Below are 24,429 nucleotides of genomic sequence, written 5' to 3'. Positions count from 1 at the left end.
GTTACAACCTTATTTTCGTTATCCAATCGGCAGAGCCATGATAATGGCGTCTTCACGTCCCTCTGCGGTGGGGTAGTAGTTACGGCGGATAGTCGCCTCGTTGAAGCCTAAGCTTTCATAGAGCGCGATGGCGGCGACATTGGACGCGCGCACCTCCAGCCACAGGGTGAAAACGTCACGGGTTTCCAGCTCACGAATGAGGTGCTCAAGCAGTTCCCTGCCCAGCCCGCGGCGCTGGTATGCGGGATCGACCGCGATATTAAACAGCGTCGCCTCGTCCAGAACGACCTGCGTGATGGCGAACGCAGCCATCGCACCGTCAACGTCCAGGCGGAGATTTAAATAGCGTTCGCCCTGATTGCTGGCAAACGTCTTTTCGCTCCACGGAAAGGCATGGGCGCGGGTTTCAATCGCGAACGCGGTGGTCAGGTCAGCCGTCGTGAGGGAAGAAATCGTGTTCATATTCGCAAATTTGTTGCCATAGCGCGCTACGCGCTTTTGGGTTGGCTTTCAGTTCGTCCAGCGCTGGAGAACTGATCTGGCTTCCTTCAAGGGGTAGCTCATCCACCGCCCCGATTCGCCAGCTGTTACAGCGGCTGTCAGAGGGAAGCATCGCGACGCTTTCGGGCGCCAGCTGTAATACCTGATCGTGGGTCACCTTCAGGCTGCGAAGGACATCCTCAATCAGGGGCTCGTTCAGGGCAGGCGGCGCTTCTGCCACCATCACCAGGCGGACATGCGCAGGGATGGAGATGGCTATTTCGCCCCGCAACGCCGTCGGGCGACGCAAAGCCCACTGGGTGATGCCCAGTTGCTGCAACTGCCAGTCTCGTCGGGATGTCATAGCGAAAACTCCTGTCTCTCAGGCGCGCAAATATAGCAAATGTGTCGAAACTGCGCCATCTACCTACTATAATCCCCGCCTGAGTTTATTGAGGAACAATTCATGTCTGCATTTACCCCGGCAAGTGAAGTCTTGCTGCGTCACAGTGATGATTTCGAAGAGAGCCGTATTCTGTTTGCCGGAGATATGCAGGATGACCTGCCCGCACGTTTCGACTGTGCTGAAAGCCGTGCCCACACCCAGTACTATCACCACTGGCAGGTGCTGAGCCGCCAGATGGGCGAGCGCGCGCGCTTTAGCCTGGCGGCGGAGCAGAGCGATATTGCTGACTGCGATACGCTCATTTACTACTGGCCGAAAAACAAACCGGAAGCCCAGTTCCAGCTGATGAACCTGCTTTCTCTGCTGCCGGTCGGCTGCGATATTTTTGTTGTCGGTGAAAACCGCAGCGGGGTGCGTAGCGCAGAGCAGATGCTCGAAGCCTGGGCGCCGCTGACGAAAATCGACAGCGCCCGTCGCTGCGGCCTGTACCATGGTCGTCTGGAAAAACAGACCACCTTCGATGCCGACGCCTTCTGGGACGAGTACCAGCTTGACGGCCTGACCATTAAAACCCTGCCGGGCGTGTTCAGCCGTGATGCGCTCGATACGGGCAGTAAGCTGCTGCTGTCCACCCTGACGCCTCATACCAAGGGCAAAGTGCTGGACGTCGGCTGTGGCGCGGGCGTGCTGTCAACGGTTCTCGCCAGTCACTCACCAAAAGTGCGTTTAACCCTGTGTGACGTGAGCGCTCCGGCGGTAGAAGCCAGCCGCGCCACGCTTGCTGCGAATGGCATTGAAGGCGACGTGATTGCCAGCAACGTCTTCTCCGACGTGACCGGTCGCTTTGACATGATCATCTCTAACCCGCCGTTCCACGACGGAATGGAGACCAGCCTTGAAGCGGCGCAAACGCTGATCCGTGGCGCAACCCGTCACCTCAACAGCGGCGGTGAGCTGCGTATTGTGGCGAACGCCTTCCTCGCATACCCGAAAGTACTGGATGAAACCTTTGGCTTCCACGAAGTGATCGCCCAGACGGGCCGCTTTAAGGTCTATCGCACCGTGATGACGCGCCAGGCGAAAAAGTAACCCCCCCGGTCCGGCGATGGCTGACGCTGCCATCGCCCAATTTTGCAGCAATCAAAACAACGTGCGCAATTTTCTGTTGACGTAAAGCTGAAAACATCTAGAATGCGCCTCCGTGGTTACGATACTTTTACAGTGTCGATGGTATGCGAAGGTGGCGGAATTGGTAGACGCGCTAGCTTCAGGTGTTAGTGTCCTTACGGACGTGGGGGTTCAAGTCCCCCCCCTCGCACCATAAATCACGTTGATATTGCTCGCACTGGGCGAAGGTGGCGGAATTGGTAGACGCGCTAGCTTCAGGTGTTAGTGTCCTTAGGATGTGGGGGTTCGAGTCCCCCCCCTCGCACCAACGAGGCGATATCAAACCAGTAAGATGACTGTGCGAAGGTGGCGGAATTGGTAGACGCGCTAGCTTCAGGTGTTAGTGTCCTTACGGACGTGGGGGTTCAAGTCCCCCCCCTCGCACCAATTATCTTACATCCTCTCAGCAGTCCCTCTTATTTTTCTCTTTTATTTCAAACTCATCAGAATCACCAGCAGTCCACTGATTAGCGCCACGCATGAAGGCAGCAGGACATAATGCCGTAACTGTTTGTGCCAGATCATCGCGGATGTCACCAGCAAGCCTGAAACAATCATTGCTTTCCAGACATCAATGGGGAGATCGGTAAACATCAGCCCACCGATAATGGAACCAGGCAGTAATATTCCCCACCCACTTCCCAGCGCTTTGCTCAACATGGTTTCACCTCTCGCACTGATAATGATAACCAGTATCATATGATAGTAATTATCACTTGTCAGCAGGCGACGTAAGAAATTGCGCCAGCAATTGCTTTCCCATAATGACAGAGAATGTGTAAGGTGATAAATTGCCCACCTGTTAACTTCCGATAAAGTTTTTCTGATAATAAAAATTCAATTTTGTAGCGACCAATATTACACAACAACACCTTGCTCATTGTTTTAATTGAGTTTTAATAAAAACGCACGCATATGACATCACAATCCTGGCTGTCTTTAGTCAACAAGAAATATCAGCTATCTTTACGTTTGTTTTTATTTCTGAACGCCGCATCAGCATTGTTCTCGGTAACAAATCCTCTCTATTCCGTGCGTGTGTTATCAGTCCCGCTCTTTGCCGTACTGACTATCAGCACAGGCTTACTTATCTGGCACTGGAAAAACAGCACGCGAAAAATAAATATCCCTATTGTTTCAGCTATTTTTGGTCTTTTATGGGCCTGGCAGATCGTCTCTAAATTTCTGTTAATCACGCACGATCACGCGACCTATTTAATGATGGCGCTATTAACAGTGCTTTTTATAGGGTCTCTGGCGTTCGCGAGTAATATTAAAGCCTTTACGTTACATTCATTTCCCGCATTTATATCCTGCCTGTGGCTTAGCCCGTCCGAAAACTGGCTGAGAATGGCCTATTTTTTCGCGCTGCCGGTGGTCGCCATTGGTATCCACCATGTTCTTCAGCGGCGCAATGACCGTTTCGCCCAGGAGCTGCTTTCCGAACTGCTGGAGGAGCGCGAAACCCTGACCGATCTTAGCATGATGGACCCGCTCACCGGCCTGTATAACCGTCGCGGGCTGCAAAGCCGGCTGGAGAACCTTCCCAGGCCTGACGCTGGCGAGCACTTCGTGCTGCTGATGGATATCGACCACTTCAAAGCCTACAACGACCATTACGGCCATATGATGGGCGATCAGGCCTTGATCAGGGTCTCGGCTGCGATACGCGACGCCGTGCGCTCACGCGATGTTGTCGCCCGGTTTGGCGGGGAAGAATTTATGGTGCTGTTGAGTAACATCCCGCTGGAGCAAGCGCGCCAGACGGCTGAACGCATACGTCAGAAGGTTTACGATCTTAAAATCCCCCATATGTTTAACGAAAGCGTCGCCACTAACGTGACCATCAGCATCGGCATCGCCATGTTCGAAGGTGAAGACGTTGAGGGCGCGCTGGCGAAAGCCGATAAAGCTCTCTATGAAGCCAAGCATATGGGACGTAACAGCATTCTGCTGAGCGAAGAGCTTCATACTGCCTGAAACTGCCTTCACAGCGCCAGGATAAAACGCTTGCGCTCGGTTTTATCTATAGTTAGGATTGGCAATCATTATCATTTAGATTTGTAATCCACACTATGGCGACTCGTACCGCACACATCGTTGAGCCCCTGCTCTGGCGAGCTCCACTCTCCGCCGGGGAAACGACGCTTGCGGATGCCATTCGGGAAAAAATTGCCGTAACGCGCGCCCATCTGCTGGATTTCATCAAACTGGATGAAGCACCGCCGCATCATGCGCTGACGCTGACTGAGTGGCAACGTCCTGCCGAGCTGCGGTCGCTGCTGGCAACCTATTCCGACCATATTTATCGTAACCAACCTACCCTGACGCGGGAAAATAAACCGCTGTTATCCCTCTGGGCACAGTGGTATATCGGGCTGATGGTGCCGCCTGTCATGCTAGCCCTGCTGACCCAGGAAACGATGCTCGATCTCTCGTCGGAACATTTCCATGTTGAATTTCATGAAACCGGGCGCGCTGCCTGTTTCTGGATTGATGTACATGAAGATCCGAGCGCGAGACACCTGTCAGCGCAGGCGCGTATGGAACGGCTGATTACAAGAGCGCTGGTTCCGGTCATTGATGCGCTGGAAGCGACGGGAGAGATTAACGGCAAACTGATCTGGAGTAATACCGGGTATCTTATCCACTGGTATTTAACGGAAATGAAGCCGCTGCTCGGCGACGAGAAAGTGGATGCACTGCGTCAGAGCTGTTTCTTTGCCAGACAGCTATCGGATGGACGGGATAACCCTCTTTACCGCACCGTGGTTCCGCGTGAGGGACTTCTGGTACGTCGTACCTGCTGTCAGCGCTACCGTCTGCCGGACGTCCAGCAGTGCGGCGATTGCACGCTTAAGTAGTCTGGCCCGGCCTGATACCCGCAGTGAGAGAGAACAAACACTAAAAACGGCAACCTGCGTTGCCGTTTTGCTTTTACCTAAGCGACCTGCTCATTTTCCTCTTCTCCATTACGCTGTGCTTCTTCCGCTTCCTGCTGAAGCAACTGTTTCTCGTACACCTTGAAGAACGGGAAATAGATAATCGCGGAAACGCAGGCCAAAACCAGCACCAGAATGGCTGCACGGAAATCCCAGCCCAGCGCCCAGGCGGCACCAACCGGAGCCGGTGCCGTCCACGGCACGACGGAAATCACGCGGCCAATCAGATCAAACTTCATCGCTGCCCATGCCAGCACGGCATTAACCATCGGCGCCAGCAGGAAAGGAATAAAGAACACCGGGTTCATCACAATCGGCGTACCGAAAATCACCGGCTCATTGATATTGAAAATGCTTGGCACCACGCTCAGACGTCCAATAGAGCGCAGGTGCGCGGAGCGGCTACGCAGATAGCAGAACACCAGACCCATCGTCGCCCCCGATCCGCCGATAACGATAAAGAACGTCCAGAAGGCTTCCATAAAGATGTGTGGCAAAGGCTGGCTTGCCGCCAGCGCGGTCTGGTTCGCCCCCAGGTTCGTCAGCCAGAACATTTGCAGCATCCCGGAGACAATCGCCGCGCCGTGGATCCCGGCAAACCACAGCAGGTGGCCAATCAGCACCGCCAGCAGGATCGCAGGCAGCGAGTCAGCCGCAGAGACCAGCGGTTTGAATATCGACATGATGGCCTGTGGGATCAGCATACCGAACTGCGACTGGATCAGCAGACTCAGCGGATAGAGCGTCAGCACCACCACCAGCACCGGGATCAGCAGATCAAACGAGTTTTTGATCATCGGCGGAACCTGGTCTGGCAGGCGGATCCCGATATTGTGTGCTTTCAGGAAACGCATCATCTCAACGCAATAGATCGCCACCAGAATCGCGGTGAAAATACCGGTCCCTCCCAGGCTATCGACCGGCAAAGCGCCTTTGGTTTTAGGGGCGGCGACCAGCAGGAACGCCATCAGCGACAGCATCGCGCACATGAACGGATCCAGCTGATGGGTTTTAACGTAATGTTTGCCCAGGTTGTAGGCAATAGCCGCACAGATATAAAGGGACATCACCCCCATTGTCATATCAAACGGCGTCAGAATTTGGCCTTCAAACTGCTTCGCCATATCCAGCCAGGCGCGAGCAAAACCCCAGGTGGTATCAGGCGAAAAAGGTGGGTAAGCGAACACTAACAGAAACGAGCCCACAATCATAAACGGCATCGCTGAGATAAACCCGTCACGAATAGCCATAACGTGACGCTGGGAAGAGATGCGCCCGGCAATAGGGCTAACATAATTTTCAACGAAGCGGAAAATCAGATTAAATGCAGCATGGTTGGCAGACATAGCAGATCTCCTGTCATACGTTCGTTTCGGACGTTCTCACGTCACACGTTGTTCCATACATCAGCGTCACAACCTTGCCGGATCGTGTACCTGCGGTACTGCTCAAACGGAATGGTTTCATAATTAGCTCTTATTATTAGATACAGGGGAAGTTACACACTCAGTATTAATCTCTGCATCACGCTCTGCAACCGGTTACTGTAACCGGTTTCTGTGAATGTGAAGGCGATCCAGAAATCGCCCCAGACGGATATTTGTTACTTAAGGGATATTTACAGCGACTAAATTCTTATGACAGATTACGCAGGATATTTGTCAGGAGGAATCAATGAGTTTGCAGTCTGTACAACAGTTTTTTGCCGAACACGCTCCGGATATAGAGATCATTGAGCTTAACCAAAGCACAGCGACTGTTGCCCTTGCTGCTGCCGCGCACAACGTTGAACCCGGCCAAATTGCCAAAACGCTGTCACTAAAAATTAAAAATGACGTGATTCTGGTGGTTGCAAAAGGCGATGCGCGTCTGGATAACAAAAAGCTTAAAGAGACATTCGGCGCAAAAGCCCGCATGCTCAGCAGCGATGAGGTAGTCACCCTGACAGGTCATCCTGTTGGCGGCGTCTGCCCTTTCGGACTGGAAAACCCGCTTTCTGTTTACTGTGACATCACATTAAAACAATACGCGGAAGTGTTACCCGCAGCGGGCGCCATCCACAGTGCGGTGCGTATATCGCCCGACAGAATGGCGGAACTGACCGCAGCAAAATGGGTGGATGTGTGCATTTGAACGATGCGCCAGAAGCACTCTGGCGCATCATTTAACGCTAAGAGAATGAAGGAACGGTGAGAGCGGAACGACGAACTTCCCGGGCAGGGAGATGCGCCAGGATATCCGCCGCATCCAGTAATCCCACGTCAGAATTGACGCCCAGCTTTACCATGGCGTTAAACTTATGCGCCCGGATAGTTTTAATATTGCGTTCAAGCTGTGCTGCAATTTCAGGGATCGAAAAACCCGATGACATATAACGCAGAATCGCCCTCTCGGTTGGGCTTAACATACGATTGCTAACACACCAGTGATTGTACATGTTGTCGTTCACCTGATGCGTTTCGCTGAGTAATGTCTTCAGGCCCTCCATTAGCTGCTTTAGCGGAACCGATTTACTGATGATTCCATGCAAGCGAGAAGGCGAAAGATGGCTGACCAGCCTCGCCTCCATTTCGTCAGAGGCCAGCACAATACGCTGGACGTCGCTGTGGGTGAAGGTGAGATCCCGTAAACAGGCAAGACAGTTTCTCCGCTCCTCACGCTCATCAGACAGTGAATAGATAACCGCATAGAATGAGATATCCGAGAGCGCCGCTTTAAAGCTGGCGAATCTGCTAAACAGGTGCACCTGGTAATGGCTCAGGCTGGGCATCGCAAAGAGATGCTTCAACCCCACAGCGCTCATTGAGCAGCTTTCGATGACGGCGATATGTCTTGTTGCAGTGGTCTTTTCCATTCCTCAAACTCTCCATAAGCCGACATTAAACTGAGTTCTCGCATTCCCTGGGTACTGCTTATCCACGCGTACATATCGGCATTACTGCGAAGTGATAAGCGACGCATTGCACTGTTTTTCTGTGCGCTGATCGTTTTATTACTTTTATTCAGTAGTGTGGCAATTTGGTTGATTCCCCAACCTTTACCGAGTAAACGCAACACCTTGCGTTCAGAGTGAGTGAGTGCAATCATTTGCTCACTCTCCTCTTCAATATCGGGCGTTTCCGGTATTAATAACGTCTGGCTTATTCGCTCGGCACGTTCACTGCCCGCGCGAATAGCGTTAATGACGCCTTCAATAGGCTCCATATCTGAAAGCAGCGTGCTTTCCGGACGCATAAGAAGCTCTACTGCAAGCGGATAAAGAGGACGCGAGACAAGGAATATCCAGTGAATATCCCGATACTGATTCATTAATCCATAATACTGCTCAAGCGTGCCGCGAGGATTACGATACTCACCCGAAATATCGGCAATAACGACCCCGGCGCGACGCAACTGAAGTAGCGTCAACTCCTGCATCGAACGGCAGTACGTTATCTCAAAATCGGGAAAATGACGCGACATGACGCCACCTAACCCATTTTGCATAACCGGCACTCTGCTAATCACAACTCCGTGTTTACCATTCAATGGCAACATAGACCCTCCATGTCATGAATTCATTATTTAAGAACGAACTAACCCTACGAGGTTAAACACGTTTGTATTCCTTAGTACAAAACGGCTTAATATTCGTAAATCAGAAGAAATGTCACATGGGTTATGAAACGCCCAATACAGTCTTAATATCGCATAAAGACTACAAGAATTTAATTGTGGTTGTGTGAAAAGATCGAAAATATGAAATTAGAAATACTTAATATATTTTTTTTATAAATTCTCGTCACATATTCATTAAATAAATAAAGATACGGCCTCTTCGCCATGCTGGACACGCAACTGATCGCACAAATGTTGATCTGGCCCAGCGCAAAGGGCCCTGCCCTTTGTGTTAAAAGTAAGCAATCTCTCTTCTCTTCAGGGCGTTTCATGCAGGCAAATCGGTCTACGCAACGTGCTACCACGCGGCTATGTATTCAGTGCGGACTTTTTCTTTTACAACACGGGGCAGAAAGCGCCCTCGTCGAAGAACTTTCCACACGCCTTGGTCTGGCGCTGGGGATGGACAGCGTTGAGAGCTCCATCTCGTCAAATGCCATTGTACTGACCACCATTAAAGACGGACAGTGCCTCACCTCCACTCGTAAAAATCATGACCGCGGCATTAACATGCACGTCGTGACGGAAGTGCAGCACATTGTGATCCTTGCTGAACACAGGCTGCTCGATCTGCGGGAAATAGAGAAACGCTTCAACCAGATCAAACCTCTCCGGTATCCACGCTGGCTGGTTGTGCTGATGGTGGGACTCTCCTGCGCCTGCTTCTGCAAGCTCAACGCGGGCGGCTGGGACGGCGCTGTCGTGACCTTCTTTGCCAGCAGCATCGCGATGTATGTCCGCCAGTTGTTGACGCACAGGCAACTGCATCCGCAAATTAACTTCTGCATCACGGCATTTGTGGCGACAACCGTATCCGGCCTGCTTTTGCGCCAGCCTTACTTCGCCAGCACGCCTACTGTTGCGATGGCCGCCAGCGTATTGCTGCTGGTGCCGGGTTTTCCCTTAATCAATGCCGTCGCTGATATGTTCAAAGGCCACATCAACACCGGTCTGGCGCGCTGGGCGATAGCCAGCCTGCTGACGCTGGCGACCTGTATCGGGGTGGTAATGGCCATGACACTCTGGGGGTTACGCGGATGGGCGTGATCGATTTTCTGCTCGCACTGGCGCAGGACATGCTCCTGGCAGCCCTTCCCGCCGTTGGCTTTGCGATGGTGTTTAACGTCCCGCAACGTGCATTACCCTGGTGTGCGCTGCTGGGTGCCATTGGCCACGGGTCACGTATGATCATGATGACCGCGGGCTTTAATATCGAATGGTCGACGTTTATCGCCTCCATGCTGGTCGGCAGCATCGGTATTCAGTGGTCCCGCTGGTATCTGGCGCATCCGAAGGTGTTCACCGTGGCGGCAGTCATTCCTATGTTCCCGGGTATTTCAGCCTATACGGCGATGATTTCCGCCGTCAAAATCAGCCACTTTGGCTACAGCGAACCGCAGATGATCCTGCTTCTGAGCAACTTCCTTAAAGCCTCGTCGATTGTGGGCGCGCTCTCCATCGGCCTGTCGATCCCCGGCTTATGGCTTTACCGCAAACGTCCACGCGTATAATAAAATAGCTTGCAATTGTATCGCGCACTATCTATATTCATTTCATGGACGCAAAAATGAACGACACCACTAACGCGCTTCTGCTGGATAACCAGCTCTGTTTTGCCCTCTATTCGGCAAATCTGGCGCTTAACAAGCTCTACCGGCAACTGCTGGCGCCGCTTAACCTGACCTACCCGCAATACCTGGTGATGCTGGTACTGTGGGAGCAGGATGATATTACGGTATCAGACATTGGCGAGCGGCTGTTCCTGGATTCCGCCACGCTGACGCCCCTGCTGAAACGCCTGGAAAGTGCAGGATTAATCTTCCGCCAGCGTTCCCGTCAGGATGAGCGTCAGGTCGCCGTCACCCTGAGCGACGCGGGTCGGGCGCTGCAACAGCAGGCCGTGACGATACCCCACGCCGTGGGCTGTGCAGCGCAGTGTGATACCGACACCATGCTGGCGCTCAAGCACCAGCTCGAACTTTTGCGCCAACAGCTTCATCGCGCGTAAGGCTATACTTTACGCGCCTGATTTTAACTTAATACATCGCGCGCTATTTAATAGTGCATATAAACGTAAGATGAGGAACCTGCCATGTCTTTAGAAAAAGTTGTTTACACTGCCAAAGCCAAAGCAACCGGAGGCCGTGATGGCCGCGCAACGTCTTCCGATGGCGTTCTGGATGTCAAACTGGGTGTCCCTAAAGAGATGGGTGGCATGGGGGGTGAAGTAACCAACCCTGAACAGCTGTTCGCTGCGGGCTACTCCGCCTGCTTCCTGGGCGCAATGAAGTTCGTTGCGGCACGCGACAAATTCGCTCTGCCAAAAGATGCCTTTATTGAAGGCGAAGTGGGGATTGGCCCGCTGCCAACCGGTTTTGGTATCGAAGCGAAGCTGAACATCCACGTTGAAGGGATGGACGCAGCGGAAGCCAAAAAACTGGTGGATGCGGCGCATATCGTCTGTCCGTACTCTAACGCGACGCGCGGCAATATCGACGTGACGCTGAACATCATCGCGTAATCAGCTCCTGTGATTTTAGCCCCGGTAAGCGTAACGCCGCCGGGGAAATCCTCTCCTTTCCTCTCCTCTCTCTGTGCTACCATAACCCTCAATCACGCCCGTAGTAATCAGTTGAGAAAGTGTTATGTCCTCCAGAATCCTGACCACCAGCATTGCTGGCATTGATGCCTTTATGCGCGATCCTCGCGGTGTGTTGACGCACGCCGAAGGCGGCACGCTCGCGGTATTTGCCGACAACGCCCCGGCGTTTTATGCGGTCACGCCGGAACGTCTGGCGCAGCTTCTGGAAATTGAAGCGAAGCTGTCGCGCCCGGCGAGCGATGTCATGCTGGATAATCAGTTTTTTGACGAACCCGCCAGCGCTCCGGTGGCCGTTCCAATGGGGAAATTTCCCATGTACGCCGGTTGGCAGCCGGACGCCGATTTTCAGCGGCAGGCGGCCTTATGGGGAATAGCCCTCGCGCAGCCCGCGACGCCAGAAGAGCTGGCGGCCTTTACCGCTTACTGGCAGGCTGAAGGAAAAGTCTTCCACCATGTTCAGTGGCAGCAAAAGTTCGCGCGCAGTCTGCAAATCAACCGCGCCAGCAACAATGGCCAGCCAAAACGTGATATCAATGCCTTTTCAGAACCGGACAAAAAAATCCCTGATGGATTCCGAGGTGCGAAATGAAAAACGTCGGCGACCTGATGAAACGTTTGCAGAAGATGATGCCCGCCAACGTGAAGCCCGCCTTCACCACGGGTGAAGAGCTGCTGGCGTGGCAAAAAGAGCAGGGTAAAATTCGCGCGGCTGCCCTCGCCCGCGAAAACCGCGCGATGAAAATGCAGCGCACCTTTAACCGCTCTGGCATTCGCCCTCTGCACCAGAACTGCTCCTTCGAGAATTATAAGGTCGAGTCGCAGGGGCAGATGAACGCCCTCAACCAGGCGCGCCAGTATGTGGATGAATTTGACGGCAACATTGCCAGCTTCATCTTTAGCGGAAAACCCGGCACGGGGAAAAATCACCTTGCGGCCGCTATCTGCAACGAGCTGCTGCTGCGCGGGAAGTCAGTGCTGATTATCACCGTGGCCGATATTATGTCCGCCATGAAGGACACCTTCAGCAACCGCGAAACCAGCGAAGAACAGCTGCTGAATGATTTAAGTAACGTGGATTTGCTGGTCATCGACGAGATCGGCGTCCAGACGGAGTCCCGCTACGAAAAAGTGATCATCAACCAGATTGTCGATCGCCGTTCGTCGTCAAAACGCCCAACCGGTATGCTGACGAACCACAATATCGACGAGATGACCCGACTTCTTGGCGAGCGGGTGATGGATCGCATGAAGCTGGGTAACAGCCTGTACGTCATCTTCGACTGGGACAGCTACCGCAGCCGCGTCACCGGCAAAGAGTATTAAGATATTTCCAGGGAGCGCCGGAAGAGCAGAGGTATATACTGAACCCACTTCTGGCCCAAAACGGACCTTGTTGAGTAAATCATTATGAAAAAACAGTTTCTTATCAGCATCCTTACTGGCGCCCTGCTGGTGACTGGCGCAGCGCAGGCCGCATCATGGCAGGAGTCGCTCTCCAGCGCAGCAAGTGAGTTAACCAAAGAGAGCGGCACGTCCCAGGGCGGGCTGTCAGCCTCGTCCCTCACCGGCCTGCTGAGTAACAGCTCCCAAAGCCTGAGCGCCGGCACGATGAACAATGCGGCGGGCATTCTGGAATACTGCGCGAAGCAGAAACTGGCTTCCGTCACCGATACCGAAAACATCAAAAACCAGGTGCTGGGTAAACTGGGTCTGGACACCCAGGAGCAGAAAGCGGACACCAACTATATGGACGGTATTCAGGGCCTGCTGAACGCGCAAAATGGCCAGCAGCTGAACCTCAGCACCCTTGGAAATTCATCTCTGGCGAAACAGGTGAAAACGAAAGCCTGCGATCTGGTGCTGAAACAAGGCGTTAATTTCCTCTCCTGATCGTCTCCCATTTTCTGCCACAACACGCCGGGTTTATTACGTTAGTCTTACACCGCGGCGTGAAGTGCGTTTTTTTATCCCCTGCCACCACCTCAGCCTCCGTATACCACGATGCGACTGTATTCAAAAATCCGATTTTATAAACCAAATCCTAACAACAGCACACTTTCGTGACACTAAAATTGCAGCTAAGCGACATCGCAATTACATTGTATTACCCAAAAAATAAGCAATTAGCCGGCTAAGCGTCCGGCATGATGAGGATCTGCTGTTGTCAGAGTTAATGTCCCTTGTCCTTTTCCTGGCTTCCATCGGCGTTTATGCCTGGAAAGCTGGTCGTCACACCTGGTGGTTTGTGGCCACCCTGGTGGTGCTCGGCATTTTTATTGTTTTAAACATTACGTTATATGCCAGCGATTATTTTACCGGCGACGGTATTAACGACGCGGTGCTCTACACGTTGACCAACAGCCTGACCGGCGCTGGTGTAGGTAAGTATATCCTTCCGGGTCTGGGGCTGGTGGTCGCCCTGGTGGGCATCTTCGCCGCGCTGGCCTGGGTTCTGCGCCGTCGCCGTCACCGTCCGCATCATCATGGCTACAGCCTGCTGGCGCTGTGCCTGGCGCTGGCCTCCGTGGATGCCAGCCCCGCATTCCATCAAATTACCGAGCTGGTAAAATCCCAGTCGCGCGATGGCGACCCGGACTTTGCGGCCTATTACAAAGAACCCTCGAAGAAGATCGACAATCCAAGACTCAACCTGGTCTATATCTACGGCGAAAGTCTGGAGCGCACCTATTTTGATAACGATGCTTTCCCGAACCTGACGCCAGAGCTTGGCGCGCTGAAAAACCAGGGCCTCGACTTCAGCCACACCATGCAGCTCCCTGGCACGGATTACACCATCGCCGGGATGGTGGCCTCCCAGTGCGGCATTCCGCTGTTCGCTCCGTTTGAAGGCAACGCCTCCGCCTCGATGTCGAGCTTCTTCCCGCAGAACATTTGCCTCGGCGATATCCTGAAAAACTCGGGCTATGAAAACTACTTTATGCAGGGCGCTAACCTGCGCTTTGCCGGGAAAGATGTGTTCCTGAAATCCCACGGTTTCGATCACTTGTATGGTTCCGAAGAGCTGAAAACCACAGTGGCCGATCCGGCCTACCGCAACGACTGGGGCTTTTACGACGATACCGTTCTGGATGAAACCTGGAAGAAATTCGAGGAGCTTTCCCGCGCCGGTAAACGCTTCTCGCTGTTTGCGTTGACCGTCGACACGCATCATCCGGATGGTTTTGTCTCACGCACCTGTAAACGTCAGGGCTACGACATTGACGGTAAAAACAACAAGTCGTTCAGCGCCGTGACCTGTAGCCAGGAGCATATCGCGGCGTTAATCGAGAAAATCAAAGCGTCGCCGTATTTCAAAAATACGGTCATCGTCGTCTCATCTGACCATCTGGCGATGAAAAACAGCGCCTGGGATGAGCTGAATAAGCTGGATCGCAGCAACCTGTTCTTTGTGCTGCGCGGCGATAAACCGCAGCAGGAGATCATTGCCGCTAAACGTAACTCGATGGATAACGGCGCTACCGTGCTGGATATTCTGGGTGGCGATAACTTCATTGGACTGGGCCGCAGTACGCTGTCGGGCCAGTCCCTGTCGGAAATCTTCCTCAACATGAAGGAAAAAATCCTCGCCTGGAAGCCGGATATCATTCGTCTGTGGAACTTCCCGAAAGAGATAAAAGACTTCACCATCGATCAGGATAAAAAAATGATCGCGTTCTCCGGCAGCCATTTCCGCCTGCCACTGCTGCTGCGCGTGTCGGATAACCGCGTCGAGCCGCTGCCGGAAAGCGAATACTCCGCGCCACTGCGCTTCCAGCTGGCGGAATTCGCCCCGCGCGATAATTTCGTCTGGGTCGACAAATGCTACAAAATGGGCCAGCTCTGGTCGCAACAGCTGTCGCTGTCCACCGACTGGTGCGTCTCTCAGGGGCAACTCGGCGGCGAGCAGACCGTGCAACACGTTGACAAACCGCAGTGGCAGGGAAAAACCGCGTTTAAAGATACGGTTATTGATACCGCACGCTATCAGCGCAACGTTGACCTGCTGAAAATCGTCGACAACGACATTCGTTATAAAGCAGACAGCTTCATCTTTAATGTTGCCGGCGCGCCGGAAGAGGTGAAGCAGTTCAGCGGTATTTCGCGGCCGGAATCATGGGGGCGCTGGTCTAACGCCCAGTTAGGCGATGAGGTGAAAATTGAATATACCCATCCGCTGCCGGAGAAATTCGATCTGGTGATCACCGCTAGGGCATTTGGTCCCAACGCGAATCGCCCTATACCGGTGCGCGTCGGCGATAAAGAACAGACGCTGACGCTGAGCAATGATGTCACCACCAGCACGCTGCACTTCGATAACCCAACGCGCAGCAATACGCTGGTCATTGTGCCGCCCGATCCGCAGTCCACTAACGAAGGGAATATTCTCGGTCACGCTCCGCGCAAGCTGGGGATCGGCATGGTGGAGATTAAAATTGTGAGCAGCGCTGGCTGATGACGGCGTTCACCCTTCGCCCGACGCGCATCGACGACGTCGCTGCCCTGCCCGCCATCGAACGTGCGGCGGGGCAGCGGTTTCGCGACGTTCCTGAGCTGGCCTGGCTGGCAGACAATGAGGTTATTTGTGTTGAAGATCACCTCGGTTACGCCGGACGCGGATTAAGCTGGCTGGCGCTGGCTGACGACAGGCCTGTGGGCTTTATTCTCGCCGAAGCTCATCCATCGTCGCTGTTTATTGTGGAACTGTCGGTTCACCTGGACTGGCAGGGACGAGGTCTCGGACGCCAGTTAATCGCCCGTGCCGTCGCGCATGCCCGCAGTCTGGGGCTGAACTCGCTGACGTTAACGACGTTTCGTGATGTCCCGTGGAATGCGCCCTTCTACAGGCGATTAGGGTTTGAAATGCTGACGACGCTGACGCCGGAACTGCGCCAGAAACGCGAGGAAGAGACGGCGCACGGTTTAGCGTATGGTTCCCGCTGCGCCATGCGCCTGCCTCTGTAAGATCGCCCGGTGGCGTTGCGCTTACCGGGCCTACAAAACCCATTTCCGCAGGCCGGGTAAGGCGCAGCCGCCACCCGGCAAAACGCACAGCGTCAGAACGTTTCCCAGTTATCGCCCGCATCTGCGGTCGCCGGTTTACGCGCCACTACCGGAGCGGCAACGCTTTTCGCGGAGGCGAACTCGCGCGCCTTCATCTGTTCCTGCTGAATACGGAACACCGCAACAGCCTGCGTCAGACGGCTCGCCTGCTCTTCCAGTGCCGCGGCCGCCGCCGCAGACTCTTCCACCAGCGAGGCGTTCTGCTGGGTCACGCGATCCATCTCAGCCACCGCCAGCCCAACCTGGTCGATACCGCGGCTCTGCTCGTCAGACGCAGACGCGATTTCGCCCATGATGTCCGTCACGCGCGTTACCGCATTCACGATCTCACCCATGGTTTCACCCGCGCTTTCCACCAGCGTTGAACCAATTTCCACGCGCCCCACGGAGTCTTCAATCAGGCTCTTGATCTCACGGGCCGCCTGGGCGCTGCGCTGCGCCAGGTTTCGGACTTCACCTGCAACCACCGCAAAGCCGCGGCCCTGCTCGCCCGCACGCGCCGCTTCTACCGCCGCGTTCAGCGCCAGAATATTGGTCTGGAAGGCAATCCCGTCGATCACGCTGATGATATCGGCGATTTTCTGCGAACTGCCGGCGATATCGCGCATGGTCTGCACCACGTTATCCACCACCTTGCCGCCTTTCTGCGCGGTTTCAGACGCGCTCAGGGCCAGGTTGCTCGCCTGACGGGCGTTCTCGGCGTTCTGCTTCACGGTGGCAGTCAGCTGTTCCATGCTGGCGGCGGTCTCTTCCAGAGAGGCAGCCTGCTGTTCGGTACGGGATGAGAGATCGTTATTGCCCATCGAGATTTCGCTCGCACCGCTGTAAATGGCGTTTGCGCCGTTACGCACGTCACCCACGGTACGCACCAGCTCGCCCTGCATGTGGCGCAGGGAGTCAGCCAGTTCCCCCATCTCGTTGGAGCCTTCCACGTCGATGCGCTTCACCAGGTCGCCGCTGGCGATATGACGAATGCTGTCAATCAGACGGTTCAGCGGCGAAATCAGCGCCTGACGAATACCCAGCCAGACGGCAACAATCACCACCAGCACCGCAGCCAGCACGCTAATCAGCACCCAGATAGCCTGGCGGTAAGAACTGTTGCTGTCTTCAACCGCGGTCTGATACAGCGCGTCGTTCTGTTGCAGATAGGTGACGTACTGCTTCTCAAAGCCATCCTGATAGCTCTGGGTCGGCTGGTCGAAGAACTCATTGATCTTGCCCGCCCCCAGCAGCTGGATCAGCTCGGCCAGCGCGCCGTGGTAGATATCGTAATTACGTTTGATTTCCAGTGCCGCAGCGTCGCTCTGACGCGGGTCGCGCGGCAGCGCTTCGTAATCCGCCCAGTTTTTTTCCGCCTGTTTCAGAGACGCAGAGGCAATTTGCATCAGCTCGGCGACGGTTGAGCCGCTACCGATATTGTTCTGATCCATCATATAGCGGATACCCGCGCGGTTCAGAGTGTTACGGGTTTGCAGCAGCGCCACCCAGCTACCGTTCAGGGTGGATTGTTGCTGGCGAATGGTTTGCAGGATGGTGAAATTCTCTTTGTCATGCTTCAGGGCATTGAAGAAAAGACCACCGGATGTGAGTTGTAAAAGGCCAAATATCGCTAAAACCAGCAGTAAGCTGGTGACAATCTTGATACGATTTAACATGTTTTCTCTTTCCTCAGACAGATACAGAATTTTCGGCCTGGAAAGGGAAAACTTTACGAAAATCATCCTGGATTTTAGGGTTTTTACTCTTCGTCCCGCGCGGCAATATGTCGGTTTCCAAGTTCAATAAATTCTTCCAGCAGCGCCGTGAGCTGCGTCATCTTCTCCGCGGTATATTCCGCCTCAATCTGCTGGTACGCCTCTTCCACCTGAGCCTGAGCACGCTGGTACAGCGCGTTGCCTTCTTTCGTCAGCGATACGTACAGCTTGCGCTGGTCATTCACCGGCTTTAAGCGCAGCACCAGACCGTCGCGCTCCATCCGCGTCAGAATGCCGGTCAGGCTTGGGCGCAAAATGCAGGTGCGGAACGCCAGATCGTGAAAATCCATGGAGGGATGCTCGGCCAGCACGCGGACGATACGCCACTGCTGCTCGGTCAGATTATGCCGCTTCACTATCGGGCGGAAGTAGCCCATCGCCGCTTCACGCGCCTGCAACAGCGCGATGGTTAATGAGTCATGCATCACCTTCCCCTTACATCATTAACAAGTAAACAATTTAAAACAGATGCTGTTATAGACAACACGTTGTAACCCAAAAAGTCTAACAGAAACAACGCAATTTTTTTAATCCATTGAATTAAAAGATAATTAACTCATTTATGTAAATTTATTGTTATTCATATCACAAATTATTCACTTCTGATTGCGAAACGAACAGCAAAAGCATAAAACCAGATCATTAACATATTAATGAAATCAAAACCGGACAGCCGGTTTGAGGAGTATGGGAATGAAAGGTACTGTTTTTGCCGTAGCGCTAAACCACCAAAGCCAGCGTGCAGCCTGGGCTGAGGCGTTTGAAAAAGCCCCCTATAACGCGCCGCCAAAAACGGCGGTGTGGTTTATCAAGCCACATAACACCGTTATTCGCGCAGGCGAGCCGATTCCCTTCCCACAGGGAGAAACCGTGTTAAGCGGCGCAACGGTGGCGCTGGTGGTGGGCAAAACCGCCAGCAAAGTCCGCGTTGAAGAGGCGGCGGCGTACATCGCTGGCTACGCGCTGGCCAACGAAATCAGCCTGCCGGAAGAGAGCTTCTACCGTCCGGCGATCAAGGCCAAATGTCGGGATGGATTTTGCCCGCTCGGCGAACCTGTCGCCGTTGATAACGTGGACAACCTGACCATCATCACCGAGATCAACGGTCGCGAAGCGGACCACTGGAACACGGCCGATCTGCACCGCAACGCCGCCGAACTGCTGAGCGCGCTGAGCGAATTTGCCACCCTGAACCCCGGCGATGCGATATTGCTCGGTACCCCACAAAGCCGTGTCGAAATTCGCCCGGGCGATCGGGTACGCATTCTGGCAGAGGGATTTCCGCCGCTGGAAAACCCGGTGGTAGTGGAACGCGACGTTACCATTGCTTCGCGCACGCCGCCGCACGCCACGCTGTTTGCCCTCGGCCTGAACTATGCCGATCACGCCAGCGAGCTGGACTTCAAATCGCCTACCGAGCCGCTGGTGTTTATCAAAGCGCCGAACACCTTTAATGGCGATAACCAGACCTCGGTGCGCCCAAACAACATTGAATACATGCATTACGAAGCCGAGCTGGTGGTGGTCATCGGTAAAACCGCGCGTAAGGTCAGCGAAGCCGAGGCGATGGACTATGTTGCGGGCTACACGGTGTGCAACGACTACGCCATCCGCGATTATCTCGAAAACTACTATCGCCCAAACCTGCGGGTGAAAAGCCGCGACGGGCTGACCCCCATCAGCCCGAACGTGGTGCCAAAAGAAGCCATCCCTGACCCGCACAACCTTCGTCTTCGCACCTACGTTAACGGTGAACTGCGTCAGGAAGGCACCACCGCCGATCTCATTTTCAGCATCCCATTCCTGATTGCGTATCTGAGCGATTTCATGACCCTGCAACCGGGCGACATGATTGCCACCGGCACGCCGAAGGGGCTGTCCGACGTGGTACCGGGCGATGAAGTGGTGGTGGAAGTGGAGGGCGTAGGCCGTCTGGTAAACCGAATTGTCAGTGAGGAGACTGCAAAATGAAAAAGATTAACCACTGGATCAACGGGAAAAACGTCGCCGGAAGTGAGTACTTCCAAACCACTAACCCGGCCTCCGGCGAGGTGCTGGCTGAAGTAGCCTCCGGGGGCGAAGCCGAAATCCATCAGGCCGTTGCCGCCGCCAAAGAGGCGTTCCCGAAATGGGCCAACCTGCCGATGAAGGAGCGTGCGCGCCTGATGCGTCGCCTGGGGGATCTGATTGACCAGAACGTGCCGGACATTGCCGCGATGGAGACCGCCGACACCGGCCTGCCGATCCACCAGACCAAAAACGTGCTCATTCCGCGCGCCTCGCACAACTTCGAGTTCTTCGCCGAGGTGTGCCAGCAGATGAACGGCAAAACCTACCCGGTCGACGACAAGATGCTCAACTACACCCTGGTGCAGCCGGTGGGTGTCTGCGCGCTGGTGTCGCCGTGGAACGTGCCGTTTATGACCGCCACCTGGAAGGTCGCGCCCTGTCTCGCGCTGGGTAACACCGCGGTGCTGAAGATGTCTGAACTCTCCCCGCTGACCGCCGACCGTCTGGGCGAGCTGGCCCTCGAAGCGGGCATTCCGGCGGGCGTGCTCAACGTGGTGCAGGGCTATGGCGCCACGGCGGGCGACGCGCTGGTGCGTCATCATGACGTGCGCGCCGTCTCCTTCACCGGCGGCACCGCCACCGGGCGTAACATCATGAAAAACGCCGGGCTGAAGAAGTATTCTATGGAGCTGGGCGGCAAATCTCCGGTGCTGATTTTTGAAGACGCGGACATCGAGCGCGCGCTGGACGCCGCCCTGTTCACCATTTTCTCCATCAACGGCGAACGCTGCACCGCCGGCTCGCGCATCTTCATCCAGCAGAGCATCTACCCGGAGTTCGTCAAACGCTTTGCCGAGCGCGCCAACCGCCTGCGCGTGGGCGACCCGACCGATCCGAACACCCAGATTGGCGCGCTCATCAGCCAGCAGCACTGGGAAAAAGTCTCCGGCTATATCCGCCTCGGCATTGAAGAGGGGGCAACCCTGCTGGCGGGCGGCCCGGACAAACCGACCGATCTGCCTGCGCACCTGAAAGGCGGCAACTTCCTGCGCCCGACCGTGCTGGCGGATGTCGATAACCGCATGCGCGTGGCGCAGGAAGAGATCTTCGGGCCGGTGGCCTGCCTGCTGCCGTTTAAGGACGAAGCGGAAGGCCTGCGCCTGGCGAACGACGTGGAGTATGGCCTGGCGTCGTACATCTGGACCCAGGACGTCAGCAAAGTGCTGCGTCTGGCGCGCAACATCGAAGCGGGCATGGTGTTCGTCAACACCCAGAACGTGCGCGACCTGCGCCAGCCGTTTGGCGGCGTGAAGGCCTCCGGCACCGGGCGCGAAGGCGGCGAGTACAGCTTCGAGGTATTCGCGGAGATGAAGAACGTGTGCATCTCCATGGGCGACCATCCGATTCCAAAGTGGGGGATCTGATCATGGGAAAATTAGCGTTAGCGGCAAAAATCACCCACGTGCCGTCAATGTATCTCTCTGAACTGCCGGGCAAAAACCACGGCTGCCGCCAGTCGGCCATCAACGGGCATAAAGAGATCAGCAAGCGCTGCCGCGAGCTGGGCGTGGATACCATTATCGTCTTCGACACCCACTGGCTGGTGAACAGCGCGTATCACATCAACTGCGCGGACCATTTCTCAGGCGTCTACACCAGCAACGAGCTGCCGCATTTTATTCGCGACATGACCTACGACTACGACGGCAACCCGGAACTCGGCCAGCTGATTGCCGACGAAGCGGTGAAGCTTGGCGTTCGCGCCAGGGCGCACAACATCCCGAGCCTCAAGCTGGAGTACGGCACGCTGGTGCCGATGCGCTACATGAACGCGGATAAGCACTTCAAAGTGGTCTCCATCTCGGCGTTCTGCACGGTTCACGACTTCGCCGACAGCCGCAGGCTGGGCGAGGCCATCATCAGCGCCATCGAAAAATACGACGGCACCGTGGCGGTGCTCGCCAGCGGCTCGCTGTCGCACCGCTTTATCGACGACCAGCGCGCGGAGGAAGGGATGAACAGCTACACCCGCGAGTTTGATCGCCAGATGGACGAGCGCGTGGTGAAGCTGTGGCGCGAGGGGCAGTTCAAGGAGTTTTGCAGCATGCTGCCGGAGTACGCCGACTACTGCTACGGCGAGGGCAACATGCACGACACGGTGATGCTGCTGGGGATGCTCGGCTGGGACAAATACGACGGTAAGGTGGAGTTTCTCACCGAGCTGTTCGCCAGCTCCGGCACCGGCCAGGTCAACGCCGTTTTCCCGCTGCCCGCCTAAGGAGTCGTTATGCCGCACTTTATTGCTGAATGTACCAACAACATCCGCGAGCAAGCCGACCTGCCGGGTCTGTTCGCCAAAGTGAACGAGGCGCTCGCCGCCACGGGGATCTTCCCGCTCGGCGGTATCCGCAGCCGCGCCCACTGGCTGGATACCTGGCAGATGGCCGACGGTAAGCACGATTACGCCTTTGTGCATATGACGCTGAAGATCGGCGCGGGGCGCAGCCTGGAAAGCCGGGAAGAGGTCGGTGAAATGCTGTTTGCGCTGATCAAAACGCACTTCGCAGAGCTAATGGCGGGCCGATATCTGGCGCTCTCGTTCGAGCTGGACGAGCTGCACCCGACGCTTAATTACAAGCAAAACAACGTGCACGCGTTGTTTAAATAACACCGCACGGTCTGTCCCCTCTCCCACAGGGAGAGGGAGAAAACAAATAAAAACAGGATATCGCCATGCTCGACAAACACACCCATACCCTGATCGCCCACCGTCTGCATCAGGCGGAACAATCCCGGGAGCAGATCCGCGCGATCTCGCTGGAGTACCCGGAGATCACCATTGAAGACGCCTACGCCGTCCAGCGCGAATGGGTGAGCCTGAAAATTGCCGAAGGCCGCGTGCTGAAAGGCCACAAGATCGGCCTTACCTCCAAAGCGATGCAGGCCAGCTCGCAGATCAGCGAGCCGGACTACGGTGCGCTGCTGGACGATATGTTCTTCCACGACGGCAGCGACATCCCCGTGGATCGCTTTATCGTCCCGCGCATCGAAGTGGAGCTGGCCTTCGTGCTGGCAAAACCGCTGCGCGGCCCGAACTGCACGATCTTCGACGTCTACAACGCCACGGATTACGTCATCCCCGCCCTGGAGCTGATCGACGCCCGCTGCCATAACGTTGACCCGGAAACCCAGCGCCCGCGCAAGGTGTTCGACACCATCTCCGATAACGCCGCCAACGCGGGCGTGATCCTCGGCGGCCGCCCGATTAAACCCGACGAGCTGGATCTGCGCTGGATCTCCGCCCTGCTTTACCGCAACGGCGTGATCGAAGAGACCGGGGTCGCCGCAGGCGTGCTTAACCACCCGGCGAACGGCGTGGCATGGCTGGCGAACAAACTGGCGCCATACGACGTGCAGCTTGAGCAAGGGCAAATCATCCTCGGCGGCTCGTTTACCCGCCCGGTTGCCGCCAGCAGAGGCGACACCTTCCACGTCGACTACGGCAACATGGGCTCCATCAGTTGCCGCTTTGTGTAGGAGTGCACCATGGAAAACGCATTTAAGACCGCGCTGAAAGCCGGAAAGCCGCAAATCGGCCTGTGGCTGGGGCTGACCAGCAGCTACAGCGCTGAGCTACTGGCCGGGGCCGGTTTTGACTGGCTGCTGATCGACGGGGAGCACGCGCCGAACAGCGTGCAGACCGTCCTGACTCAGCTCCAGGCCATCGCCCCTTATCCCAGCCAGCCGGTGGTGCGCCCGTCGTGGAACGATCCGGTGCAGATCAAGCAGCTGCTGGACGTGGGGGCGCAAACCCTGCTGGTGCCGATGGTGCAAAACGCCGACGAAGCCCGTCTGGCGGTCAGCGCCACCCGCTACCCGCCTGCCGGCATTCGCGGCGTCGGCAGCGCGCTGGCGCGGGCGTCGCGCTGGAACCGCATCCCGGAGTATCTGCATCAGGCTAACGACGCCATGTGCGTGCTGGTGCAAATCGAAACTCGCGAGGCGCTGAAAAACCTGCCGCAGATCCTGGACGTGGAAGGGGTGGACGGCGTGTTTATCGGCCCTGCGGATCTGAGCGCCGACATGGGCTTCGCCGGTAATCCGCAGCACCCGGAGGTGCAGGCCGCCATAGAGCAGGCGATCGCCCAAATCCTCAGCGCGGGCAAAGCGCCCGGCATCCTGATGGCGAACGAGCAACTGGCAAAACGTTATCTTGAACTCGGCGCGCTGTTTGTCGCGGTCGGCGTGGATACCACCCTGCTCGCCCGCAGCGCCGAAGCGCTGGCGGCCCGCTTTACCGACGTCACCACAGCAGTTGATAACAATAAATCCGTCTACTAAACGTAC

27 protein-coding genes and 3 tRNA genes are annotated in these 24,429 nt (G+C 55.5%); 22 read left to right on the top strand and 8 right to left on the bottom strand.

Annotated elements, in window-relative coordinates:
• Positions 1-18 precede the first annotated feature (18 nt).
• Positions 19-462: a ribosomal protein S18-alanine N-acetyltransferase gene (rimI, locus tag SK47_RS02840; RefSeq protein ID WP_003856565.1), complete on the bottom strand. Its 444-nt coding sequence runs from the start codon at positions 460-462 to the stop codon at positions 19-21.
• Positions 431-844, bottom strand: coding sequence for a DNA polymerase III subunit psi (locus SK47_RS02835; RefSeq protein WP_003856566.1), 414 nt, complete (start codon positions 842-844; stop codon positions 431-433). Before SK47_RS02835 ends, rimI begins: the two co-directional genes overlap by 32 nt.
• Before the next feature lie 102 nt (positions 845-946).
• Between SK47_RS02835 and rsmC the strand changes: the two genes are divergently transcribed.
• The 4 genes from rsmC (at position 947) to SK47_RS02815 (ending at position 2,440) form a co-directional block, all read left to right on the top strand.
• Positions 947-1,975 carry a 16S rRNA (guanine(1207)-N(2))-methyltransferase RsmC gene (gene rsmC / locus SK47_RS02830; protein WP_045331755.1) on the top strand — a complete coding sequence of 343 codons (1,029 nt, stop codon included), beginning with the start codon at positions 947-949 and terminating at the stop codon, positions 1,973-1,975.
• A 145-nt stretch (positions 1,976-2,120) separates the two neighbouring features.
• Positions 2,121-2,207 (top strand) — tRNA-Leu (locus tag SK47_RS02825).
• Between the two features lie 28 nt (positions 2,208-2,235).
• A tRNA-Leu gene (locus tag SK47_RS02820) sits at positions 2,236-2,321 on the top strand.
• Positions 2,322-2,353: 32 nt separating this feature from the next.
• Positions 2,354-2,440 (top strand) — tRNA-Leu (locus SK47_RS02815).
• Positions 2,441-2,482: 42 nt separating this feature from the next.
• Here SK47_RS02815 and SK47_RS02810 read toward each other — a convergent pair.
• Positions 2,483-2,752, bottom strand: coding sequence for a DUF1435 domain-containing protein (locus SK47_RS02810; RefSeq protein ID WP_032628028.1), 270 nt, complete (start codon positions 2,750-2,752; stop codon positions 2,483-2,485).
• Positions 2,753-2,968: 216 nt separating this feature from the next.
• Between SK47_RS02810 and SK47_RS02805 the strand changes: the two genes are divergently transcribed.
• Both SK47_RS02805 and fhuF read left to right on the top strand, forming a co-directional pair.
• Positions 2,969-4,033, top strand: a complete 1,065-nt coding sequence (locus SK47_RS02805; protein WP_022650361.1) for a GGDEF domain-containing protein — start codon at positions 2,969-2,971, stop codon at positions 4,031-4,033.
• Positions 4,034-4,128: 95 nt separating this feature from the next.
• Positions 4,129-4,917, top strand: coding sequence for a siderophore-iron reductase FhuF (gene fhuF / locus SK47_RS02800; RefSeq protein WP_003856570.1), 789 nt, complete (start codon positions 4,129-4,131; stop codon positions 4,915-4,917).
• Positions 4,918-4,994: 77 nt separating this feature from the next.
• On the opposite strand, the gene SK47_RS02795 is transcribed toward fhuF, so the two are convergent.
• Positions 4,995-6,341 (bottom strand): PTS sugar transporter subunit IIC, encoded by a 1,347-nt coding sequence (locus SK47_RS02795; RefSeq protein WP_023324119.1) that lies wholly within the window; start codon positions 6,339-6,341, stop codon positions 4,995-4,997.
• A 328-nt stretch (positions 6,342-6,669) separates the two neighbouring features.
• Here SK47_RS02795 and SK47_RS02790 point away from each other — a divergent pair, with 328 nt between their 5' ends.
• Positions 6,670-7,128, top strand: a complete 459-nt coding sequence (locus SK47_RS02790) for a YbaK/EbsC family protein (RefSeq protein WP_003856572.1) — start codon at positions 6,670-6,672, stop codon at positions 7,126-7,128.
• A gap of 37 nt (positions 7,129-7,165) precedes the next feature.
• Here SK47_RS02790 and bglJ read toward each other — a convergent pair whose 3' ends face one another.
• The gene (gene bglJ, locus SK47_RS02785) at positions 7,166-7,798 is read right to left on the bottom strand and encodes a DNA-binding transcriptional activator BglJ (protein WP_003856573.1); all 633 of its coding nucleotides are present in this window, start codon (positions 7,796-7,798) and stop codon (positions 7,166-7,168) included.
• Positions 7,795-8,532, bottom strand: a complete 738-nt coding sequence (locus SK47_RS02780) for a helix-turn-helix transcriptional regulator (protein WP_003856574.1) — start codon at positions 8,530-8,532, stop codon at positions 7,795-7,797. Before SK47_RS02780 ends, bglJ begins: the two co-directional genes overlap by 4 nt.
• A gap of 390 nt (positions 8,533-8,922) precedes the next feature.
• Between SK47_RS02780 and SK47_RS02775 the strand changes: the two genes are divergently transcribed.
• From SK47_RS02775 to SK47_RS02735, 9 genes are all read left to right on the top strand, one after another.
• Positions 8,923-9,699, top strand: coding sequence for a threonine/serine exporter family protein (locus SK47_RS02775; RefSeq protein WP_022650357.1), 777 nt, complete (start codon positions 8,923-8,925; stop codon positions 9,697-9,699).
• Positions 9,690-10,163 (top strand): threonine/serine exporter, encoded by a 474-nt coding sequence (locus tag SK47_RS02770; protein WP_003856576.1) that lies wholly within the window; start codon positions 9,690-9,692, stop codon positions 10,161-10,163. The genes SK47_RS02775 and SK47_RS02770 overlap by 10 nt, the downstream gene beginning before the upstream one ends.
• 44 nt (positions 10,164-10,207) lie before the next feature.
• Positions 10,208-10,660, top strand: coding sequence for a MarR family winged helix-turn-helix transcriptional regulator (locus SK47_RS02765; RefSeq protein ID WP_032608457.1), 453 nt, complete (start codon positions 10,208-10,210; stop codon positions 10,658-10,660).
• Positions 10,661-10,744: 84 nt separating this feature from the next.
• On the top strand, positions 10,745-11,173 hold the full coding sequence (locus tag SK47_RS02760; protein WP_003856578.1) for an organic hydroperoxide resistance protein: 429 nt from the start codon (positions 10,745-10,747) through the stop codon (positions 11,171-11,173).
• Positions 11,174-11,297: 124 nt separating this feature from the next.
• The gene (gene dnaT / locus SK47_RS02755) at positions 11,298-11,843 is read left to right on the top strand and encodes a primosomal protein DnaT (RefSeq protein ID WP_003856579.1); all 546 of its coding nucleotides are present in this window, start codon (positions 11,298-11,300) and stop codon (positions 11,841-11,843) included.
• A complete protein-coding gene (gene dnaC, locus SK47_RS02750; RefSeq protein ID WP_003856580.1) occupies positions 11,840-12,577 on the top strand; it encodes a DNA replication protein DnaC in 738 nt (245 codons plus the stop codon). Before dnaT ends, dnaC begins: the two co-directional genes overlap by 4 nt.
• Positions 12,578-12,661: 84 nt before the next feature.
• Positions 12,662-13,144 carry a YjjA family protein gene (locus tag SK47_RS02745; RefSeq protein ID WP_015572603.1) on the top strand — a complete coding sequence of 161 codons (483 nt, stop codon included), beginning with the start codon at positions 12,662-12,664 and terminating at the stop codon, positions 13,142-13,144.
• A 271-nt stretch (positions 13,145-13,415) separates the two neighbouring features.
• Complete coding sequence (opgB, locus tag SK47_RS02740; RefSeq protein ID WP_022650356.1) at positions 13,416-15,707, top strand: phosphatidylglycerol--membrane-oligosaccharide glycerophosphotransferase; 2,292 nt, start codon at positions 13,416-13,418, stop codon at positions 15,705-15,707.
• On the top strand, positions 15,707-16,216 hold the full coding sequence (locus SK47_RS02735; RefSeq protein WP_003856587.1) for a GNAT family N-acetyltransferase: 510 nt from the start codon (positions 15,707-15,709) through the stop codon (positions 16,214-16,216). Before opgB ends, SK47_RS02735 begins: the two co-directional genes overlap by 1 nt.
• 92 nt (positions 16,217-16,308) lie before the next feature.
• Here the strand turns inward: SK47_RS02735 and tsr are convergent, their stop codons facing one another.
• Complete coding sequence (gene tsr / locus SK47_RS02730) at positions 16,309-17,973, bottom strand: methyl-accepting chemotaxis protein (RefSeq protein WP_003856589.1); 1,665 nt, start codon at positions 17,971-17,973, stop codon at positions 16,309-16,311.
• An 83-nt stretch (positions 17,974-18,056) separates the two neighbouring features.
• The gene (gene hpaR, locus SK47_RS02725) at positions 18,057-18,497 is read right to left on the bottom strand and encodes a homoprotocatechuate degradation operon regulator HpaR (protein WP_023315342.1); all 441 of its coding nucleotides are present in this window, start codon (positions 18,495-18,497) and stop codon (positions 18,057-18,059) included.
• A 268-nt stretch (positions 18,498-18,765) separates the two neighbouring features.
• Between hpaR and hpaG the strand changes: the two genes are divergently transcribed.
• The 6 genes from hpaG (at position 18,766) to hpaI (ending at position 24,423) form a co-directional block, all read left to right on the top strand.
• Entirely contained in the window at positions 18,766-20,043 is a 1,278-nt protein-coding gene (gene hpaG, locus SK47_RS02720; RefSeq protein WP_048243492.1) for a 4-hydroxyphenylacetate degradation bifunctional isomerase/decarboxylase, read from the top strand.
• Positions 20,040-21,506, top strand: a complete 1,467-nt coding sequence (gene hpaE, locus SK47_RS02715) for a 5-carboxymethyl-2-hydroxymuconate semialdehyde dehydrogenase (RefSeq protein ID WP_003856594.1) — start codon at positions 20,040-20,042, stop codon at positions 21,504-21,506. Before hpaG ends, hpaE begins: the two co-directional genes overlap by 4 nt.
• Before the next feature lie 2 nt (positions 21,507-21,508).
• A complete protein-coding gene (gene hpaD, locus SK47_RS02710) occupies positions 21,509-22,360 on the top strand; it encodes a 3,4-dihydroxyphenylacetate 2,3-dioxygenase (RefSeq protein ID WP_048243491.1) in 852 nt (283 codons plus the stop codon).
• A gap of 9 nt (positions 22,361-22,369) precedes the next feature.
• Positions 22,370-22,750, top strand: a complete 381-nt coding sequence (locus tag SK47_RS02705) for a 5-carboxymethyl-2-hydroxymuconate Delta-isomerase (RefSeq protein ID WP_003856599.1) — start codon at positions 22,370-22,372, stop codon at positions 22,748-22,750.
• 65 nt (positions 22,751-22,815) lie between these two features.
• Complete coding sequence (gene hpaH / locus SK47_RS02700; RefSeq protein ID WP_048243490.1) at positions 22,816-23,619, top strand: 2-oxo-hept-4-ene-1,7-dioate hydratase; 804 nt, start codon at positions 22,816-22,818, stop codon at positions 23,617-23,619.
• Between the two features lie 9 nt (positions 23,620-23,628).
• Complete coding sequence (hpaI, locus tag SK47_RS02695; RefSeq protein WP_032661483.1) at positions 23,629-24,423, top strand: 4-hydroxy-2-oxoheptanedioate aldolase; 795 nt, start codon at positions 23,629-23,631, stop codon at positions 24,421-24,423.
• The last annotated feature ends 6 nt before the right edge of the window (positions 24,424-24,429 follow it).

Source organism: Enterobacter sp. BWH52 (genome assembly GCF_001037565.1).
Taxonomy (GTDB): domain Bacteria; phylum Pseudomonadota; class Gammaproteobacteria; order Enterobacterales; family Enterobacteriaceae; genus Enterobacter; species Enterobacter hormaechei_C.
Note: the sequence above shows the minus strand (reverse complement) of the source record. Positions and strands in the feature narration are given on the sequence as shown.

Bases quoted from the DNA above. Each gene is read 5' to 3' on its own strand.
- rimI (WP_003856565.1), bottom strand. From the start codon at position 462: ATGAACACGATTTCTTCCCTCACGACGGCTGACCTGACCACCGCGTTC.
- SK47_RS02835 (WP_003856566.1), bottom strand. From the start codon at position 844: ATGACATCCCGACGAGACTGGCAGTTGCAGCAACTGGGCATCACCCAG.
- rsmC (WP_045331755.1), top strand. From the start codon at position 947: ATGTCTGCATTTACCCCGGCAAGTGAAGTCTTGCTGCGTCACAGTGAT.
- SK47_RS02810 (WP_032628028.1), bottom strand. From the start codon at position 2,752: ATGATACTGGTTATCATTATCAGTGCGAGAGGTGAAACCATGTTGAGC.
- SK47_RS02805 (WP_022650361.1), top strand. From the start codon at position 2,969: ATGACATCACAATCCTGGCTGTCTTTAGTCAACAAGAAATATCAGCTA.
- fhuF (WP_003856570.1), top strand. From the start codon at position 4,129: ATGGCGACTCGTACCGCACACATCGTTGAGCCCCTGCTCTGGCGAGCT.
- SK47_RS02795 (WP_023324119.1), bottom strand. From the start codon at position 6,341: ATGTCTGCCAACCATGCTGCATTTAATCTGATTTTCCGCTTCGTTGAA.
- SK47_RS02790 (WP_003856572.1), top strand. From the start codon at position 6,670: ATGAGTTTGCAGTCTGTACAACAGTTTTTTGCCGAACACGCTCCGGAT.
- bglJ (WP_003856573.1), bottom strand. From the start codon at position 7,798: ATGAGCGCTGTGGGGTTGAAGCATCTCTTTGCGATGCCCAGCCTGAGC.
- SK47_RS02780 (WP_003856574.1), bottom strand. From the start codon at position 8,532: ATGTTGCCATTGAATGGTAAACACGGAGTTGTGATTAGCAGAGTGCCG.
- SK47_RS02775 (WP_022650357.1), top strand. From the start codon at position 8,923: ATGCAGGCAAATCGGTCTACGCAACGTGCTACCACGCGGCTATGTATT.
- SK47_RS02770 (WP_003856576.1), top strand. From the start codon at position 9,690: ATGGGCGTGATCGATTTTCTGCTCGCACTGGCGCAGGACATGCTCCTG.
- SK47_RS02765 (WP_032608457.1), top strand. From the start codon at position 10,208: ATGGACGCAAAAATGAACGACACCACTAACGCGCTTCTGCTGGATAAC.
- SK47_RS02760 (WP_003856578.1), top strand. From the start codon at position 10,745: ATGTCTTTAGAAAAAGTTGTTTACACTGCCAAAGCCAAAGCAACCGGA.
- dnaT (WP_003856579.1), top strand. From the start codon at position 11,298: ATGTCCTCCAGAATCCTGACCACCAGCATTGCTGGCATTGATGCCTTT.
- dnaC (WP_003856580.1), top strand. From the start codon at position 11,840: ATGAAAAACGTCGGCGACCTGATGAAACGTTTGCAGAAGATGATGCCC.
- SK47_RS02745 (WP_015572603.1), top strand. From the start codon at position 12,662: ATGAAAAAACAGTTTCTTATCAGCATCCTTACTGGCGCCCTGCTGGTG.
- SK47_RS02735 (WP_003856587.1), top strand. From the start codon at position 15,707: ATGACGGCGTTCACCCTTCGCCCGACGCGCATCGACGACGTCGCTGCC.
- tsr (WP_003856589.1), bottom strand. From the start codon at position 17,973: ATGTTAAATCGTATCAAGATTGTCACCAGCTTACTGCTGGTTTTAGCG.
- hpaR (WP_023315342.1), bottom strand. From the start codon at position 18,497: ATGCATGACTCATTAACCATCGCGCTGTTGCAGGCGCGTGAAGCGGCG.
- hpaG (WP_048243492.1), top strand. From the start codon at position 18,766: ATGAAAGGTACTGTTTTTGCCGTAGCGCTAAACCACCAAAGCCAGCGT.
- hpaE (WP_003856594.1), top strand. From the start codon at position 20,040: ATGAAAAAGATTAACCACTGGATCAACGGGAAAAACGTCGCCGGAAGT.
- hpaD (WP_048243491.1), top strand. From the start codon at position 21,509: ATGGGAAAATTAGCGTTAGCGGCAAAAATCACCCACGTGCCGTCAATG.
- SK47_RS02705 (WP_003856599.1), top strand. From the start codon at position 22,370: ATGCCGCACTTTATTGCTGAATGTACCAACAACATCCGCGAGCAAGCC.
- hpaH (WP_048243490.1), top strand. From the start codon at position 22,816: ATGCTCGACAAACACACCCATACCCTGATCGCCCACCGTCTGCATCAG.
- hpaI (WP_032661483.1), top strand. From the start codon at position 23,629: ATGGAAAACGCATTTAAGACCGCGCTGAAAGCCGGAAAGCCGCAAATC.